Raw genomic sequence first — 17,549 nt, 5'->3', positions numbered from 1 at the left:
AAGCAGTCGGGCTGCTAATGTTGGTGGCGTTCTGTCTCGCGCCCCCGGTTGAGGCGCGGGAAGAGGGCGAATTACGCATTGCCTGCGCCAGCAATTTCTATCCCACCCTGAAAAAGCTGGCCGTTCTGTTCAACGAAGATCATCCCCAGGTGGCGCTGGATTTGATCAGCGGCGCGTCCGGCCACCTTTACCAGCAGATTCGCCACGGCGCCCCATACCAGCTGTTCCTGTCCGCCGACAGCGCCTACCCGGCGGCGCTGCACCGGAACAACGGCAGTAGCGTGCCGCGCACCTACGCGCTGGGGCGGCTGGCGATCTGGGACCCACGTGGTCTGGGCTTGAACGGCGAGCGCCAATACACCCTGGCCATCGCCAACCCGGCCACCGCGCCCTACGGCCGCGCCGCCGAAGCGGCCATCGCCCGCTACCGCGATGCGCGGCCGGCGCCGCGCTGGCGAATCGTGGTCGCCGCCAATGTCAGCCAAGCCACCCAGTTGGTGGACGGCGGCAACGCCGACCTGGGGCTGGTGGCGCTGAGCCTGATTCAAGCGCGGCGGGGTGAATACCGTGTGCTGCCCGCCGACTGGCACCGGCCGCTGGTGCAGCAGGGCGTGGTGGTGAACCCCGGCGATCCGCTGGCCGAAGCCTTTATGGCGTTTCTGTTCTCCGAGCGGGCGGGCCGGCTGATTCGCGCCGCCGGCTACGCCTTACCAGGAGGCACCGATGCCCTGGCTCGCTAGCGGTGACGCCCAGGCCCTGTTGCTGACGGTCAAACTGGCCGCCACCACTACCGTTATTCTGGTGGCTGTGTGCCTGCCGCTGGCCTGGTTGCTGGTGCGCCGCGACTCGCGCGGGCGGAGCCTGATCCAATCCCTGGTGATGCTGCCGCTGGTGTTGCCGCCTACCGTGCTCGGCTACTACCTGCTGGTGGCGTTTTCCCCGGCGCATCCGCCCGGCTCCTTGCTGGCGCGCCTGTTCGACCAGCAACTGGCGTTCAGCTTTACCGGCATTCTGATCGGCTCTCTGATCTACAGCCTGCCGTTCGCGTTTCGTCCCCTGGAAGCGGCCTTGCAGCAAAGCGGCCCGGCCCTGGATGAAGCGGGCAGGGTGCTCGGCTTCCCGGGCGGGTACCGGTTTCTGTTTATCGTTATCCCCGGTATCCGGCCGGCGCTGGTGAGCGCCGCCTTGCTCTGCTTCGCCCACACCCTGGGTGAGTTCGGTGTGGTGCTGATGATCGGCGGCAATATTCCCGGCGAAACCCGGGTGCTGTCGGTGGCCTTGTTTGAGCATGTCGAGCAAATGAACTACCAGGCCGCCAACCGGCTGGCGCTGACCATGATGGCGATCGCCGTGGCCACGGTGTTGCTGTCGCAATGGAGCGGCCGCCGCCATGATCGATTTTGATGTCGCCCTCGCGGCGCCGGTGGCCCTGCGCGCCCGGGTGCGGGCGCAAAGCGGATGGCTCGGCCTGCTGGGGCACTCCGGGGTGGGCAAGAGCACGCTGCTGCGGGCGCTGGCCGGCCTCAACCCGGCGGCTCACCGTTTGCGTGTCGAAGACCGGGCGGTGACGCCGGCGGCGCTGGCCCGCCGGGTGTCGCTGGTGTCGCAAACCCCGGCGCTGATTGATCACTGGACCGTGGCCCGGCACCTGCGGCGGGTGGCGCGCCACCATCAAACCGGTGACCTGACCGGCGAGCTGATCCGGGATCTCGACATCGACGGTTTGCGCCCTCTCTGTCCCCCGCAGTTAAGCGGCGGCCAGCGCCGCCGGGTGTCGCTGGCGCTGGCGTTACTGCGCCGGCCACGCCTGCTGCTGCTGGATGAGCCGTTTTCCGCGCTCGACGACGACAGCCGGCACCGCCTCTATCCCAAGCTGCAGGCCCTCACCCGGCGCCTGGGCTGCGACGTGGTGCTGGTAGCCCACCAGATCGAGGACATCGCCCGGCTCTGCGACCAGGTGGCGATTCTCGAGCCCGGCGGCGTCACCTACTGCGGCGCGCTTCAGCCGGGCCTGCGCCGCTACCAGGGGCAGGCGTCGCCGTGCTCGGTGTTGCTGGGCGAGGCGCTGCCCGCCGAGGCGGAAGCCGGCCTGCTGCCGGTGGCCCTCGGCGAGCGCACCCTCTGGGTGCGCACCCCGCGTTTGCCGCCGGCGGGCACGCCGGTACGTCTGCTGGTGCACGCCGACGACGTGGCCCTGGGCGCCGCCGAACTCGACGGCGTCAGCCTTATGAATCAACTTCCCGCGCGCATCACCGCGCTCACGGCGCAGGACTCCGGGGTGCTGGTGGAGTGCCTCTGCGAGCGGCAGTCGATCCAGGCGCGCATTACCGCGCGCAGCCAGGCCCGCCTCGGATTGCGGGCAGGCAGCCGGGTGGTGCTGCTCTTCAAAGCGTCGGCGGTGTCCTTGTTGGCGGAGTTTTAGTAACGCTGGTGTTCTATGGTGTGGGACTTCGAATCGGGGGCGCTCCTTGGAAAATTCAAAGGTCCGGGCGCCTTTCTCTGAAAGGGTGGAGCTGACCCGTGGCGGTTCCGCTGCTAAGTAAGCGGGGCAATGGTGGTGCCTGGAGGGACCTATTTGGCCATGGATGGCCAAATGAGAGCGCCCAGGGAAGGCTTGAGCGATCCCGGAAGGCACCACCATTGCCCCGCGTCTCGGATACGGAGCACCAAACACCAGGAGAACCACTTTCTTGCGGGCATAAAAAAGGCCGCCTGGGGGGAGGCGGCCTGGGGTTCCTTCAAATGCCTGAAGGAAGGGGGGATGCGCGTTGCATGACGTCCTGGGGGAGACGTTGACCGTCCGTGGCCAGCAACGCGAGATCACTGTGCCACGATCCCGCGCCGCCGTGTGTAAAACAGCTTTAAATGTACGCCTTCCGCCGCCTTCGCCGTTTCAGCGTGAGACCTGCTTCACAAAGCCTTCATGGGTGACGCCCGAGACTTGTACAACTATAACGGTTTGTACAGCTTCAAGCGTGGCGAACGGAGGCATCCATGGCGCGGCATTCAGACAGCGACGATCAGCGGATTCCGGTGGGCATCAGCGCCTGCCTGATGGGCCGCGAGGTGCGCCACGACGGCGGCCATAAGCATTCCCGCTATTGCACCGGGGTGCTGGCGCGATACTTCCGGTTCCGCTCCCTGTGCCCGGAAATGGGCGCCGGCCTGTCCACGCCGCGACCGGCCATGCATCTGGTGGACACCGACCAGGGCGTGCGCCTTAAGGCCACCCGCGGCGACCGGGATTTCACCGCCCTGATGGACGGCTTCGTCACCGACGCCGTGGAGCGGCTGGCGGACCTGCGCGGCTTCGTGCTGATGGCCAAGTCGCCGAGCTGCGGCATGGAGCGCATTCGTGTCTACCGCGAAGACGGTGAGGTGGCCCGCCGCGACGCCAGCGGCCTGTTCGCCGCCGCGCTGATGGCCCGTTTCCCGCTGATGCCGGTGGAAGAGGAGGGCCGTCTGAACGACGACCGTCTGCGTGAGAATTTCGTCGAGCGGGTGTTCGTCTACGACGACTGGTGCCGGCTGAACGAGCGCGAGGGCGGCCTGACCGCCAAAGGCCTGATCGACTTCCACAGCCGCCATAAATTCCAGCTTCTGGCCCATTGCCAGGCCACCTATCGGCGCCTGGGGCCGCTGCTCGCCGACCTTAAGAAGCGACCGTTGGCGGACATCGCCGACGACTATATCCACGCCTTTATGCCGGCCATGGCCAAGCGCATCTCGCCGGGCGCCCACGTCAACACCATGCTGCATTTGATGGGCTTTCTGCGCGACGAACTGGGCGAGCAGGACCGCGCCGCGATCCACGAACAGATCGACGCCTACTTGCGCGGCGAGGTGCCGCTGGTGGTGCCGATGACGATGCTGCGCGCCGCCCAGAGCAAGGTGGAGCAGCCCTACCTGGCCACCCAGCAGTACCTGCGCCCCTACCCGGACGCGCTCGGGCTGCGCAACCGGGTATGAGACAGCCATGAAAGCTTTCGACGACGGTTACAGCATCCAGGCGGTGAGCCGGCAAAGCGGCGTGCACCCGGTGACGCTGCGCGCCTGGGAGCGCCGCTACGGTCTGATTCGCCCGGCCCGCACCGAGCGCGGCCACCGCCGCTACAGCGACCAGGACCTGGCGGTGATTGAGCAGATTCTTTCCTGGCTGGACCGGGGTCTGCCGATCAGTCAGGTGCGCCCGGTGCTGGAGCAGGGCGGCACCCCGGTCACCGCCGTGGACGGCCCCTGGCGGGAGGCCATGGAGGACGCGCTGCAAGCGCTGGAGGCGCACAACGTGCGCCGGCTGGAGCAGCTGTTCCAGCGGCTCACCGCGGACTATCCGCTGGGCAGGGTGGTCACGGGATTTTGCGACCCGTTGCGCGATCATCTGCGCGCGCTGCCGGGCCAGGGCGCGTCGCAGGCGCTGCTGGACAGTTTTCTGCGGCAAAAGCTGGCCGGGCGGCTGCTGGCGCGGGCGCCCGGCCGCCGCGAGCGGGCCTGGCTGGTGATGGCGGTGGGCGACCCGCTGCCGGCGCTGATTCAGGCGGCGGTGGCGGACCGGCCGGTGTGGTGTCTGGAAACGCCGGTGGCCTGGCCGGCGCTGACCCCCTGGCTGGCGGAGCCGCGTCTGACCGGCGTGGTGTGGATGCTCGGCGAGCGCCCGGCCCGTCGGCAGATCGGCCAGCTGTGGCCGGAGCAACAGCCCGAAGGCGCCTTTCTTTGCGCGGGACCGGCCCTGGCCGGGGACCCGCCGACGCCGGCCTGGCTGCCGTGCGAGTCGGGCGACTATCAGGCGGTGGCGAAGCGAATGGACGACGCCGAATCAATCACTCAACAGCAAGGAGAACAGGGTGCGACTGGTCTGGTTTCGAAATGATCTGCGCTGTCACGGGCACACCCCGCTGACCCAGGCGCTGGCCGGCGGCGACGCGGTCACGGCGCTGCACATTCTGTGCCCGGACCAGTGGGACGCCCACGGCGTGGCGCCGGCGCGTCGCTGGTTCGTGCTGCACAGCCTGCTGGAGCTGGGCGAGTCCCTGGCGGCGCGGGGCGTGGATCTGCATGTGCTCGACGGCGGCGATTTCGACGGCAGCGTCACCGCGCTGGAAAACTTCGTGGCCGAGCAGGGCGTCACCGAGGTGTTCTGCAACCGGGAGTACCCGCTCAACGAACTGAACCGGGACCGGGCGGTGGCCCGCCGCCTGGAAGCGCAAGGCGTGCGCATCCACGGTTTCGACGACGGCGTGCTGGTGCCGCCGAGGGCGCTGCACACCGGCAAGGGCACGCCCTATACCGTCTTTACCGCCTATAAGAAGCGCTGGGACGTGTGGATGGACGACCTTCAGCCCGAGGCGGTGCCGGCGCCGGACTGGCCCGGCGGGCAGGGCCGCTTTGTCGGTCGCGAGCGGGTGGAGCGGGCGCTGGAGACGCTGTCCGTGCCGGACTCGGTGACCGCCTTGTGGCACCCCGGCGAGGACGCCGCGCGCGGCCAGCTGAAGGATTTTGTCGAGCAGCATCTGGGCGACTACAAAGCGCGGCGGGACTTTCCCGCCGAGCCCGGCACCAGCGGTCTGTCCGCGGCGCTGTCGGCGGGCACGCTGGCGCCGCTGGACGCCTACCTCGCGGCGCGGCCGGCGCTGCAGGACGCCAAGGCCCGGGAGGGCGCGGCCACCTGGATCGGTGAGCTGGCCTGGCGGGATTTCTACCGGCAGATCATGCACCGCTTTCCGTCGCTGGCCACCGGCGCGCCGTTCCGGCCGGAGACCGCGCTGCTGCAATGGAGCGATAACGAAGAGCACTTCCAGGCCTGGTGCGAAGGCCGCACCGGCTACCCGCTGGTGGACGCCGCCATGCGCCAGCTGGTGCAGACCGGCTGGATGCACAACCGCCTGCGCATGCTCACCGCCATGTTCCTGACCAAGCATCTGTTTATCGACTGGCGCAAAGGGGAGCGCTTTTTCATGGCGCATCTGGTGGACGGTGACTTCGCCGCCAACAACGGCGGCTGGCAGTGGAGCGCCTCCACCGGCACCGACGCCGCGCCGTATTTCCGTGTATTCAGTCCGGTGCGCCAGAGCCACCGTTTCGATCCGCAGGGCCGCTTTCTCGCCCGCTATGTGCCGGAGCTGGCCACCGCCGACGACAAGACCATCCATGAACCCTGGAAGCAGCCTTTGATGACCCCGGATTACCCCACCACGATCGTCGCCCACCAGGGCGTCAAGCAGCGGGTGGAGAGCGCCTTCCGCGCCGCCCGCGACGCCTGGAACCAGCAGAACGGAGACGCCTCTTGAGCCAGCGCATCGCCATTGTCGGCGGCGGCATCGCCGGCCTGACCGCCGCCTGGTATCTGAGCCGCGACCACCAGGTGACGCTGTTCGAAGCCGAGCCCCGCCTGGGCGGCCACACCTTCACCGTGGACGTGCAGCGCGAGCACGGCGACTACGCCGTGGACATGGGCTTTATCGTGTTCAACGACCGCACCTATCCGCGCTTCGAGGCGCTGCTGGCGGAGCTCGGCATCGGCCGCCAGCCCACCGCCATGGGCTTCGCGGTCACCGACGCGGAAACCGGCGTGGAATACTGCGGCGACGGCCTGGGCGGCTTTTTCGGGCGCCGCCGCAATCTGCTGGACCCCGGTCACTGGGCGTTGCTGCGCGATATTCTGCGCTTCAACCGGGAGGCGCCGGCGCTGCTGGACAGCGACGCCGGCGAGCAGCCCCTGGGCGCTTATCTGAACGAACAGGGCTATGGCGAGCGCTTCCGGCGGCATTATATTCTGCCCATGGGCGGCGCCATCTGGTCCTGCTCCCTGGCACAGATGGAAGCGTTTCCGGCCAAATTCTTCGTGCGGTTTTTTATCAACCACGGTTTGCTGGCGTTGCGGAACCGGCCCCAGTGGTACGTGGTGCCCGGCGGCTCCAGCCGCTATGTGGAAGCCCTGCGCGCCGCCTGCGGCGCCCGCTTCCACACCGCCACGCCGGTCACCGGTGTGCGCCGGGACAGCGAGGGCGTCACGGTGCAAGCCGGCGGCGACAGCCACCGTTTCGATCAGGTGGTGATGGCCTGCCACAGCGACCAGACCCTGGCGCTTTTGGACGACGCGGGCCCGCGTGAGCGGGACTGCCTGGCGGACCTGCGCTACCAGCCCAACGACGTGGTGCTGCACACCGACACCGCCATGCTGCCCAAGCGCCGCCGGGTGTGGTCGAGCTGGAACGCCTTGCTGGGGCGCACCGATGACGCGGAGCCGGTACAGGTGACCTACAACATGAATATTCTGCAGGGCTTTCAAGCGCCGGAGACCTTCTGCGTGACCCTCAATGCCGGTGACCGGATCCGCCCGGAAACGGTGATCCGCCGGGAGGTGTTCCACCACCCGCTGTTCACCACCGAGGGGCTGCTCGCCCGCGAACGCCTGCTGGCCGCCAACGGCGAGAACCGCACCTGGTTCTGCGGCGCCTGGTGCCGCAACGGCTTCCACGAAGACGGCGTGGTGTCGGCGCTGGACGTGGTCGAAGGCATCGCCGCCCGCGGCCAGGGCGGCGGCCGGGGAGCGGCGCTGTGATTCCCCGCTTCGCGCTCGCCACCGGCCAGGTGTGGCATCAGCGCCATACCCCCATGCGGCACGCCTTCCGCTATCCGCTGTGGCTGGTGTGGTGCGATGTGGACGCGCCGGACCGGATGCTGGCCCGCCAGCGTTTGTGGGGCCGCCGCTGGCGTCCGGTGACGTTCCGTGACCGGGACTTCATCGACGCCGATAGCCGGCCGCTGGGTGACAAGGTGCGCGACCGGGCCGCCGAGGCCGGCCTGGACTGGCGCGCCGGCCGGGTGTTCATGCTCGGCCAGTGGCGCACCTTCGGCATGCTGTTCAACCCCCTGGTGCTGTACTTCCACTTTCCGGACGGCGCCGAACGGCCGGCGTCGATGCTGGCGGAGGTGCGCAACACCCCCTGGCATGAACGCCATATCTACGCCCTGACCCTGAGCCAGGGGCCGGGGCCGCAAACGGTGACCCATGAAAAGACCTTCCATGTGTCGCCCTTCCTGCCGCTGGGGCTGCGCTATCACTGGCATCTTCACGCCTTATTTCCCGATCTGCGCCTAACGTTGGAGGACCGGGACGGCGACCAGCTGGTTTTCGCCGCCGGCCTGAAAATGCACATGGCGGAGGCCGACGCACCCGCCATGGCGCGGGTGATACGCCGCTTCGGCGCGCAGAGCGTGAAAACAGTGGCGGGCATCTATTGGCAGGCCTGGAAGCTTTGGCGCAAGGGCGCCCGGTTCCACGCCCACCCGGGTAAAGATAAGCAAGGTAATGGGGAGAACACTCATGATGGACGGTGATAAGGCGCTGGTGGGTCAGCGCCCGTCCTGGGCGCAAAGTCTGGCCCGACGGTTGGTGCAGGGACACCTGGCAAAAATGCCCAAGGGCGGCGTGGTGTTGCATGAGCCCGACGGCGAGACCGTGTCCATTGGCGACACGGCGGCCGAAGGCGCCGCCGAGATCCGTATCCATGATTGGGACAGCTACCGGCAGATGATGACCGGGGGCGCCCTGGGCGCCGCCGAAGCCTACATGGACGGCGCCTGGGACAGCCCGGATCTGGTCGCGGTGGTGCGCTTCTTCGCCGCCAACGTGGACGCCATGCGGGCGCTGGAAGGCGCCGCCGCCTGGCTGGCCAAGCCGGCGCTCAAGGCGCTGCACGCCATGAACCGTAACTCCCTGAACGGATCGCGACGCAATATCGCCGCCCACTATGACCTGGGTAATGATTTCTTTGCCCTGTTCCTGGACCGGCACATGATGTATTCCAGCGCCATCTACCCGAGCCCGGAAGCGGATCTGGAAACCGCCGCCACCCATAAACTGGATCTGATCTGCCAGCGCCTGCGTCTGGCCCCGGACATGGAAGTGCTGGAAATCGGCACCGGCTGGGGCGGCCTGGCGTTGCACGCCGCCCGCCACTACGGGGTGCGCGTGACCACCACCACCATCTCCCGGGAGCAGGCCCGGTTCGCCCGCGAACAGGTCCGCGAAGCCGGCCTGTCCGACCGTATCCAGGTGCTCGAGCAGGATTACCGGGAGCTGCAGGGCCGCTACGACCGCATCGTTTCCGTGGAAATGATCGAGGCGGTGGGCCACCAGTTCCTGGACGAATACTTCCGCGTGCTCAACCAGCGCCTCAAGCCGGAAGGGCTGCTGCTGCTGCAGGCAATCACGGTGCCGGACCAGCGCTACGAATACGCCCGCGACAACGTGGACTTCATCAAGCGCTACATCTTCCCCGGCGGCTTTTTGCCGTCAGTGACGGTGATGTGCCAGGCGCTGCGCAAGAACACCAGGCTGATGCCGGTGGGGCTGGAAGACATCGGCGCCCATTACGGCAAAACCATCGAGGACTGGCGGGCCCGATTTATCAGCGCGCTGCCGCGCATCCGTGAACTGGGCTTCGACGAACGCTTCTGCAGAATGTGGGATTACTACCTGTGTTACTGCCAGGGCGCCTTCATGGAGCGGGCCATCAGCACCGTGCATCTGCTCGCCGCCGGCCCGGATTACCGGGGCGGCGAGGGCTTGAATCCGGGCGGCGCGGCGTCCACATAAGACGATGAGGCTGTCGCTTTTGGTCATGGTCAGCGTCCTGCTAAGACCAATATGGTATGATCCCGACACCGAGACCAAAGTGGTATCCTGGACAGCAGGTGCCTCAAGCGATTGATAGTCCCCTTACCCTGGGGTGGTGATGCCGTATGACAGCACAGGCCCAAGAGATCGTGCGCGCCCATTTGGCGGGCGCTAACGAGCAGACCGAACTCACCGACGATCAGCGTTCACTGTACCGTCAGCGCATTAAAGAACGGTTACAGGCCCGTGACGCCGTGATGGTGGCCCACTATTACACCGACCCCGAGATCCAGGCCCTGGCCGAGGAGACCGGCGGCTGCGTGGCCGATTCCCTGGAAATGGCGCGCTTCGGCCGCGACCACCCGGCCAGCACCCTGATCGTGGCCGGCGTGCGCTTCATGGGCGAGACCGCCAAGATCCTGAGCCCGGAAAAGCGGGTCTTCATGCCGACCCTGGAAGCCACCTGTTCCCTGGACATCGGCTGCCCGGAAGACGAGTTCGCGGCGTTCTGCGACCAGCATCCGGACCGCACCGTGGTGGTGTACGCCAACACCTCGGCGGCGGTGAAGGCGCGCGCCGACTGGGTGGTGACGTCCTCGATCGCGGTGGAATTGATCGAATACCTGGATCAGCGCAACGAGAAAATTCTGTGGGCGCCGGACAAGCACCTGGGCAACTATGTGCGCAGTAAAACAGGTGCCGACGTGCTCTGCTGGGACGGTGCCTGCATCGTCCACGAAGAGTTCAAGGCCCAGGGGCTGGAAGATCTGAAGGCGGCTTATCCGGGCTCGGCGGTGCTGGTGCACCCGGAGTCCCCGGCGTCGGTGGTGGAGATGGCGGATGTGGTCGGCTCCACGTCGCAGCTGATCAAAGCCGCCCAGGACATGGACAACCAGACCTTTATCGTCGCCACCGACAAGGGCATCTTCTACAAGATGCAGCAGCTGGCGCCGCACAAGACCTTCGTGGAAGCGCCCACCGCCGGCAGCGGCGCGGCGTGCCGCAGCTGCGCCCATTGCCCGTGGATGGCCATGAACGGCCTGGAAAACACCCTGGCGGTGTTGGAAGACGACAACGGCTGCGGCCAGGAAATCTTCGTCGACCCGACCCTGGCGGCCAAGGCCATGAAGCCGCTGGACCGCATGCTCGAGGTCGGCGCCCGCCTCAAGCCCTGATCCACCGGGGCGCCGTTCCGGGCGCCCCTAGAATTCCTCCGAGGACAGCCGCTCCATTTCGCCCATGCGTGCATTCAGCTTGCTGCGCAGGGCGAACTGGCCGTCGGCCTCGTCCAGGGCGAAACGTATCTGCCGCAGGGCGGCCTGATCCTGACCACGCAGAAACAGCACCTCCGCCCGGGCCCGGTGGGCGCGGGCGTTCTGGTCGCTGTTGCCCCACGCGTCGGCGGCCAGCGACCACAGCATCGGGTCGTTGGGCCGCTGCAGCAGCAGCGGCTCCAGCAGCGGCGCCGCCTGTTCCGGCTTTTTGCTCAGCAGGTAGGCGCGGGCGGTCATCACCGAGGCGGCGTAGTCCTTGGGATTGATGGTGAGCACCTCCTTGCCGCGCTCGATCACGTCGGCGTAGCGGCCCTGATCCATATCCACTTCCATCAGACCCAGCTGGAACCAGATCTGGTCCGGGTGCGCCTCCACCAGCTCGGTGAGCGCGCGGCGCGCCGCGTCGTAGCGGTCCTCTTTCAGGTCGGTGAGGGCGAGCCCGTAGCGCGCCGCCTGCTTCTGAACGCGGTCGTTGCTCTCCAGGCGCCGCCCGAAGTAATCCCGGGCCCGTTCCTGGCCGTCGAAGTAACGGGCCTGGATGCGCGCGCGCACCAGCTCGAAGGACGCTGAGGGGTTCGCCGGCGGCGCGCTCAGCGAGCGCGCCCGGGCGCGGGAGTCGGCGACCCGCTCGGCGGTGAGCGGGTGGGTGAGCAGGAACTCCGGCGGGTCGCCGGAATAGCGCTGCTGCTCCAGCATGCGCTCGAAGAAGCGCGGCATGGCGCTGGGGTCCATGCCGGCGGCGGCGAGAATCTGCATGCCCACCCGGTCCGCCTCGTATTCGTTGTGGCGGGAGTAGGCCAGTTGCGCCTGGATCGACGCCGCCTGGGTGGCGGCGATGCCGGCCATGCCGGCGTCGCCGCTGCCGGCGATGGCCAGGGCGATGCTCGCCAGCATGGCGGCCAGCACCGCCGGGCCGCGCCGTTTCGAGTCCATGTAGCGGCGTGTGAAGTGCCGCTGGCTGACGTGGGCGATTTCGTGGGCGACCACGCTGGCCACCTCGTCCTCGCTGGCGGCGTTCAGAAACAGGCCGGCGTTCAGGCCGATTACCCCGCCGGGCACGGCGAAGGCGTTGATGGCGGCGCTGTTGATCACCACGATCGCCAGGTCCGGTTCGTTCAGCTCGCTGAAGGACGCCAGCCGGTAGACCAGATGTTCCGCGTACTCCTGGACCAGCGGGTCTTCCATGATCGACGTCTGGCCCCGCAGGTCGCGCAGCCAACCGCGCCCGAGCCGGTACTCCTGCTCGGCGGAAATGATCGCCACGGTGGGGTCGCCCAGTTCCGGCAGATCCTGTTGTTGGGCCTGGCCCAGGCCCGCGCCCAGGCACAGCAAGGCCACAAGAGCGAAGCGCGCGGCAGCGATCAAAATGGACTCTCCTTAGCGATCCGCATTTTTCGTGTCACCATGATTCTGTCGCGACGAGGTGTCTCTGATAATGCCGTCATGTGCCCTATAATGACCGCCCCTGCGAACGGATCACACCATGGATATCAAATATCTGGATGCCCGCGGTCTGAATTGCCCGCTGCCGCTGCTCAAGACCCGGCAGGCGTTGCGCGCCCTGCAGGCCGGTGCCTTGCTGGAAGTGACGGCCACCGACGCCGGGTCGGCCCGGGACATCCCTGAATATCTTCGACAGTCTTCCCATGAGCTGGTTCGCCACGAGCAGGACGAGCGGGAATTCCGCTTTCTCATTCGTTGTGGCGACTAGGCCCGAGGTTCTCCGATGCTGAATGTGCTTAAAGGCTGGTTCAATGCCTGGTTCTCCGACGAGGAGGCGGTGTACCTGCTGTTTCTGTTGCTGGCGGGCTTCGCCGTGGTGCTGTTGTTCGGCGGCATTCTGGCGCCGGTGCTGGCGGCGCTGGTGGTGGCCTACCTGATGCAGGGGCTGGTCACCGCCCTGAACCGCTACCGGGTGCCGCCGGTGCTTTCCGTGAATCTGGTGTTCCTGGTGTTCCTGACCGCCCTGGTGGCGGTGCTGGTGGTGCTGATGCCGCTGCTGTGGCGCCAGACCGTGCTGCTGGTGCGCGACCAGCTGCCGGATATTCTGCGCACCACCGAGACCTGGCTGCGCAGCCTGCCGGAGCGCTATCCGGAAATGATCTCCATGGAGCAGGTGAACACCCTGGTCACCATCGCCCAGCGGGAGCTGGCCCAGCTGGGGCAGTCGGTGCTCACCCTGTCGCTGTCCTCGATTCCCAACATGCTGGAAATCCTGGTGTTCCTGGTGCTGCTGCCGCTGCTGGTGTTCTTCTTCCTCAAGGACCGCGAGAAGCTGGTGGGCTGGGTGCTGGGTTTTCTGCCGGAGCGGCGGCGTATTCTCTCCCACGTGTGGCAGGAAATGGATCAGCAAATCGCCAACTATGTGCGCGGCAAGGCGGTGGAAATCCTGCTGGTGGGGTCGGTGACCTTCCTGGCGTTCCTGCTGCTGGGCCTGAACTACGCGGTGCTGCTGGCGGTGCTGGTGGGGCTGTCGGTGCTGATTCCCTATATCGGCGCCACCATCGTCACCGTGCCGGTGGCCGCGGTGGCCTACCTGCAGTTCGGCTGGGGCGGCGACTTCGCGCTGGTGATGGTGATCTACGGGGTGATTCAGTTCATCGACGGCAACATCCTGGTGCCGCTGCTGTTCTCCGAGGCGGTCAATCTGCACCCGGTGGCGATCATCACCGCGATTCTGTTCTTCGGCGGCGTGTGGGGCTTCTGGGGGATTTTCTTCGCGATTCCGCTGGCGACCTTGCTGAAGGCGGTGATCAATGCGTGGCCCAAGCGCAGTGATGCGTGGCGGTTGCCGGCGGGGGAAGTGGAAGGGAGTAAGGAGTAATAGAGAGGGCTCTGGGATCCTGCGGGGCAACCTTTGCCGGCAAGCAAAGCTTGCCTTTCGCGGGCTGGGCCCGCTCCCACAAGGCCCGCTCCCGCGGGCCCGGTGGCACGGAAGTCAGAGGCCGTGGACGGCGTCGAGGACGTCCTCGGCGTGGCCTTTGACCTTGACCTTGCGCCAGATGTCACGCACCACGCCTTCTTCGTCGATCAGGAAGGTGCTGCGCTCGATGCCCTCGAATTCCTTGCCGTACATCTTCTTCAACTTGATCACGTCGAACAGGCGGCAGACGGTTTCGTCCTCGTCGCTGATCAGCTCGAACGGGAACTCTTGCTTCGCCTTGAAGTTCTCGTGGCGGCGCAGGGAGTCTTTGGACACACCGAGGATCTCGCAGTTGGCTTCCTGGAAGTTGGGGTACAGGTCGCGGAAGTTCTGGCCTTCCGTGGTGCAGCCCGGAGTGCTGTCCTTGGGGTAGAAATAAAGCACCACTTTCTTGCCCTTCAGGGCCGACAGGGTGATGGTGGTGTCGCTGGTGGCCGGGGCGGTGAAGTCCGGCGCCGGCTGTCCTTCTTTGATCGTCATGGTTGTCTCCTGCTACTGCCTGATCGCGGCCTCGGGGCCGCCAGCGGCACAGCTTACCGGGCCGGGCAACGCTTGTCCGCCCTTCGGGCGGGGTTTACCATAGCGCTCCATTAATCAAGGCGTCGAAAGCGTTTAAGAGGAAGCGGCATGATTCGCGGCAGCATCGTGGCAATGGTAACCCCCATGCGCGAAGACGGATCGGTGGACTGGGAACGTCTGCGCGGTCTGGTCAACTGGCATGTGGAGCAGGGCACCCATGGAATCGTGGCGGTGGGCACCACCGGTGAGTCCGCCACCCTGGGCTTCGAGGAACACGACAGTGTGGTCCGCGAGATCGTGGCGGTGGCCGACAAACGGATTCCGGTGATCGCCGGTACCGGCGCCAACAGCACCGAGGAAGCCATCCGCCTTACCCGTGACGCCAAGCGCGACGGCGCCGACGCCTGCCTGCTGGTGACGCCGTACTACAACAAGCCGCCCCAGGAAGGCCTCTATCAGCATTTCCTGGCCGTGGCCCGGGCGGTGGACATCCCGCAGATTCTCTACAACGTGCCCGGCCGCACCGCCTGCGACCTGCTGCCGGAAACCGTGGAGCGTCTTGCCAAGGTGCCGAACATCGTCGGCATCAAGGAAGCCACCGGCAACCTGGAGCGCGCGCGGGAAATCCGTGAGCGCTGCGGCGACGATTTTCTGATCTATTCCGGCGACGACGCCACCGCCCTGGAGCTGATTCTGGCCGGCGGTGACGGCGACATCTCGGTGACCGCCAATGTGGCGCCGGCGAAGATGGCCGCCATGTGTCAGGCGGCGGTGGACGGCGACGTGGACCGTGCCCGCGCCCTGAACGCGGAACTGGAACCCCTCCACCGTGATCTATTCCTGGAAGCCAACCCGATTCCGGTGAAATGGGCCCTGTACGAAATGGGTCTGATCGACAGCGGCATCCGTTTGCCGCTGGTTCATTTGTCGGAGGCCGCCCAGCCACGCTTGCGCGAAACGCTGCGTAGCTGCGGTCTCCTGGAGGGATAATGCATCGTAGTTTGATTGTTGCCGGCGCCGTGGCGCTGAGCGTGGCCGGTTGCGGCCTGATTCCGGATAACAGCCTGCGCTACCGTGAAGCGCAAGTGTTGGAGCCGATCACGGTACCCGGGGATATGGTGTTCATCGGCGCGGACCCGCTCTACGCGGTGCCGCAGATGGAGCGCCGCCTGCAGGGCAAGGGCGAGGGCGAGGACAAATTCGAAGCGCCCCGTCCGCCGCAGCTGGTGGCGGCGCCCGGCGAAGCCGATGACGAGGAAGAGGAGACCCCGGCGGCGCCGGCCGACAACACCGGCCAGGCGGTGCTGGCGAAAGACGGCAGCGGCTACCCGATCATCATGATGCCCACCAGCTTCGCCTGGGCCTGGGAGAAGGTCAGCGAGGCGCTGACCCAGACCGATCTGCGCGTCACCGACCGCAACCGGGACCAGGGGGTGTTCTTCCTGACCGTGCCCGAGCGTTACCAGCTGCAGCCGCCCCAGGCGCGCCTCAAATTGAGCCACACCACCAATGGTATCCAGGTGGCGGTGCTCAACGAGGAAGGCACGGCGCTGGCCGGAAAGACCTCCGGCCTGGCTATCCTGGACAGCATCCACGGCGAATGGTGAACCGGGCTCCGGCCGCCGGCCGGGCCGTTTAGGGGGAGAGCGTTCTTGCGGCTGGCGTCCCTGGGCAGTGGCAGTAAAGGCAATGGCACCCTGGTGTGCGCCGGCGATCTGCTGGTGCTGGTGGATTGCGGTTTTTCCCTGCGTGAAACGGAACGCCGGCTTGCGGCCCTGGGGCTGAGCGCCACGGATCTGGCCGCGTTGCTGGTGACCCACGAGCACGGCGATCACGTGCGCGGCGCTGGTGCCCTGGCGCGCAAGTACAAGACCCCTCTTTACAGCACCTTCGGCACCGCTCGGGCGGTGACCGGCAAGGCCGCCGGTTTCCACGGCGCCGACTGGCGCGAAGTGCGCCCGGGCCGGACCTTCGAGCTGGCGGACATGACGGTGACGCCGGTGACCGTGCCCCACGACGCCCTGGAGCCCTGCCAGTACCGCTTCAGCTGGCGGCAACGGGAGCTGGGTGTGCTCACCGACCTGGGCTCGCTGACCCCCCATGTGGTGGACGCCTATCGCGAATGCGACGCCCTGGTGCTGGAGTGCAACCACGAGCCGGAGCTGCTCGCCGCGGGCCCCTATCCGGCGTCCCTGAAACGGCGGGTGGGTGGTAATCTGGGCCACCTGAGCAATCAGCAGGCGGCCACGCTGCTGGGCCACTGCAACGTGGACCGGCTGCAGCACCTGGTGCTGTCGCACCTGAGTGAGCAGAACAATACGCCGGACCACGCCCTGGGCTGGATCCACCAGGCGGTGGAGGCGGGCCGGGAGCGTATCCGCGTGGCCAGCCAGGAGCAGGGCTTCGGCTGGCTCGACATTCACTAAGACGCCCCGGCGGCGAGCGCGCGGGGTTCTCAAACTTAACGCAGGTAGGTCATGGAAAAGCGCGACGAACTCTACGCGGGTAAAGCCAAGTCCGTATTCACCACCGACGATCCGGAGCGGCTGGTGATCGTGTTCCGCAACGACACTTCCGCCTTCGACGGCAAGAAGAAAGAAGCGCTGGATCGCAAGGGCGCGGTGAACAACCAGTTCAACGCGGCGATCATGGAGATGCTCCACGAGGCGGGCATTCCCACCCACTTCGAAAAACTGCTCAGCGCCAACGAGTCGCTGGTCAAGAAGCTGGACATGATTCCGGTGGAGTGCGTGGTGCGCAACATCGCCGCCGGCTCCATCGTGCGCCGCCTGGGCGTCGAGGAGGGCAAGGAGCTGAATCCGCCCACCTTCGAGCTGTTCCTCAAGGACGACGCCCTGGGCGATCCGATGATCAACGAATACCACGTGCGCAGCTTCGGCTGGGCCGAGCCCGAGCACATCGAAAAAATGAAAGAGCTGACCTTCAAGGTCAACGACGTGCTCAAGAAACGCTTCCTGGACGCCAACATGCTGCTGGTGGACTACAAGCTGGAATTCGGCCTGTTCCACGGCGAGGTGGTGCTCGGTGACGAGTTCTCCCCGGACGGTTGCCGGCTGTGGGACAAGGACACCCGCGAGAAGATGGACAAGGACCGCTTCCGCCAGGACCTGGGCAACGTGATTGAGGCCTACGAGGAAGTAGGGCGCCGCCTGGGCATGACCTTCCAGCAATAACTCTGGAAATCAGGGCGGTT

18 protein-coding genes are annotated in these 17,549 nt (G+C 66.7%); 16 read left to right on the top strand and 2 right to left on the bottom strand.

The genetic code is table 11. The annotated features are described in order from the left end of the window. Nucleotides 1-17 precede the first annotated feature (17 nt). From modA to nadA, 10 genes are all read left to right on the top strand, one after another. Nucleotides 18-740, top strand: coding sequence for a molybdate ABC transporter substrate-binding protein (gene modA / locus ACEQZD_RS08345; RefSeq protein WP_185956906.1), 723 nt, complete (start codon nucleotides 18-20; stop codon nucleotides 738-740). Then, on the top strand, nucleotides 724-1,404 hold the full coding sequence (gene modB, locus ACEQZD_RS08340; RefSeq protein WP_370184913.1) for a molybdate ABC transporter permease subunit: 681 nt from the start codon (nucleotides 724-726) through the stop codon (nucleotides 1,402-1,404). The genes modA and modB overlap by 17 nt, the downstream gene beginning before the upstream one ends. Next, a complete protein-coding gene (locus ACEQZD_RS08335; protein WP_370184911.1) occupies nucleotides 1,391-2,422 on the top strand; it encodes an ATP-binding cassette domain-containing protein in 1,032 nt (343 codons plus the stop codon). The genes modB and ACEQZD_RS08335 overlap by 14 nt, the downstream gene beginning before the upstream one ends. Nucleotides 2,423-2,994: 572 nt before the next feature. Beyond that, on the top strand, nucleotides 2,995-3,969 hold the full coding sequence (locus ACEQZD_RS08330; protein WP_370184909.1) for a YbgA family protein: 975 nt from the start codon (nucleotides 2,995-2,997) through the stop codon (nucleotides 3,967-3,969). A 7-nt stretch (nucleotides 3,970-3,976) separates the two neighbouring features. After that, nucleotides 3,977-4,867, top strand: a complete 891-nt coding sequence (locus ACEQZD_RS08325; RefSeq protein WP_370184907.1) for a MerR family transcriptional regulator — start codon at nucleotides 3,977-3,979, stop codon at nucleotides 4,865-4,867. Then, a complete protein-coding gene (locus ACEQZD_RS08320) occupies nucleotides 4,842-6,284 on the top strand; it encodes a deoxyribodipyrimidine photo-lyase (RefSeq protein WP_370184906.1) in 1,443 nt (480 codons plus the stop codon). The genes ACEQZD_RS08325 and ACEQZD_RS08320 overlap by 26 nt, the downstream gene beginning before the upstream one ends. Beyond that, entirely contained in the window at nucleotides 6,281-7,558 is a 1,278-nt protein-coding gene (locus ACEQZD_RS08315; RefSeq protein ID WP_335629299.1) for an FAD-dependent oxidoreductase, read from the top strand. The genes ACEQZD_RS08320 and ACEQZD_RS08315 overlap by 4 nt, the downstream gene beginning before the upstream one ends. Continuing rightward, a complete protein-coding gene (locus tag ACEQZD_RS08310; protein WP_370184904.1) occupies nucleotides 7,555-8,337 on the top strand; it encodes a DUF1365 domain-containing protein in 783 nt (260 codons plus the stop codon). Before ACEQZD_RS08315 ends, ACEQZD_RS08310 begins: the two co-directional genes overlap by 4 nt. After that, nucleotides 8,324-9,598, top strand: a complete 1,275-nt coding sequence (locus ACEQZD_RS08305) for a class I SAM-dependent methyltransferase (protein ID WP_370184902.1) — start codon at nucleotides 8,324-8,326, stop codon at nucleotides 9,596-9,598. Before ACEQZD_RS08310 ends, ACEQZD_RS08305 begins: the two co-directional genes overlap by 14 nt. Before the next feature lie 146 nt (nucleotides 9,599-9,744). Continuing rightward, entirely contained in the window at nucleotides 9,745-10,794 is a 1,050-nt protein-coding gene (gene nadA, locus ACEQZD_RS08300; protein WP_370184900.1) for a quinolinate synthase NadA, read from the top strand. Between the two features lie 27 nt (nucleotides 10,795-10,821). Here the strand turns inward: nadA and ACEQZD_RS08295 are convergent, their stop codons facing one another. After that, nucleotides 10,822-12,258: a M48 family metalloprotease gene (locus ACEQZD_RS08295; protein WP_370184898.1), complete on the bottom strand. Its 1,437-nt coding sequence runs from the start codon at nucleotides 12,256-12,258 to the stop codon at nucleotides 10,822-10,824. Nucleotides 12,259-12,376: 118 nt separating this feature from the next. Between ACEQZD_RS08295 and ACEQZD_RS08290 the strand changes: the two genes are divergently transcribed. Both ACEQZD_RS08290 and ACEQZD_RS08285 read left to right on the top strand, forming a co-directional pair. Then, nucleotides 12,377-12,604 carry a sulfurtransferase TusA family protein gene (locus tag ACEQZD_RS08290; protein WP_142948662.1) on the top strand — a complete coding sequence of 76 codons (228 nt, stop codon included), beginning with the start codon at nucleotides 12,377-12,379 and terminating at the stop codon, nucleotides 12,602-12,604. Nucleotides 12,605-12,619: 15 nt separating this feature from the next. Beyond that, nucleotides 12,620-13,717, top strand: coding sequence for an AI-2E family transporter (locus ACEQZD_RS08285; RefSeq protein ID WP_335629303.1), 1,098 nt, complete (start codon nucleotides 12,620-12,622; stop codon nucleotides 13,715-13,717). A gap of 114 nt (nucleotides 13,718-13,831) precedes the next feature. Here ACEQZD_RS08285 and bcp read toward each other — a convergent pair whose 3' ends face one another. Beyond that, nucleotides 13,832-14,296 carry a thioredoxin-dependent thiol peroxidase gene (gene bcp / locus ACEQZD_RS08280; RefSeq protein WP_142948660.1) on the bottom strand — a complete coding sequence of 155 codons (465 nt, stop codon included), beginning with the start codon at nucleotides 14,294-14,296 and terminating at the stop codon, nucleotides 13,832-13,834. Nucleotides 14,297-14,443: 147 nt separating this feature from the next. Here bcp and dapA point away from each other — a divergent pair, with 147 nt between their 5' ends. Genes dapA through purC form a run of 4 tightly spaced genes read left to right on the top strand, consistent with a single transcriptional unit; the run spans nucleotide 14,444 to nucleotide 17,529 of the window. Continuing rightward, the gene (gene dapA, locus ACEQZD_RS08275) at nucleotides 14,444-15,325 is read left to right on the top strand and encodes a 4-hydroxy-tetrahydrodipicolinate synthase (RefSeq protein ID WP_142948659.1); all 882 of its coding nucleotides are present in this window, start codon (nucleotides 14,444-14,446) and stop codon (nucleotides 15,323-15,325) included. Beyond that, nucleotides 15,325-15,942 (top strand): outer membrane protein assembly factor BamC, encoded by a 618-nt coding sequence (gene bamC, locus ACEQZD_RS08270; protein WP_370184895.1) that lies wholly within the window; start codon nucleotides 15,325-15,327, stop codon nucleotides 15,940-15,942. Before dapA ends, bamC begins: the two co-directional genes overlap by 1 nt. 45 nt (nucleotides 15,943-15,987) lie before the next feature. Then, nucleotides 15,988-16,761 carry an MBL fold metallo-hydrolase gene (locus ACEQZD_RS08265; protein ID WP_142948657.1) on the top strand — a complete coding sequence of 258 codons (774 nt, stop codon included), beginning with the start codon at nucleotides 15,988-15,990 and terminating at the stop codon, nucleotides 16,759-16,761. Between the two features lie 51 nt (nucleotides 16,762-16,812). Next, entirely contained in the window at nucleotides 16,813-17,529 is a 717-nt protein-coding gene (gene purC / locus ACEQZD_RS08260; protein WP_142948656.1) for a phosphoribosylaminoimidazolesuccinocarboxamide synthase, read from the top strand. Nucleotides 17,530-17,549 lie beyond the last annotated feature (20 nt).

This window comes from Alloalcanivorax sp. (assembly GCF_964221125.1).
Lineage (GTDB): Bacteria > Pseudomonadota > Gammaproteobacteria > Pseudomonadales > Alcanivoracaceae > Alloalcanivorax > Alloalcanivorax venustensis.
This window is presented reverse-complemented; position numbering and strand designations above follow the sequence as displayed.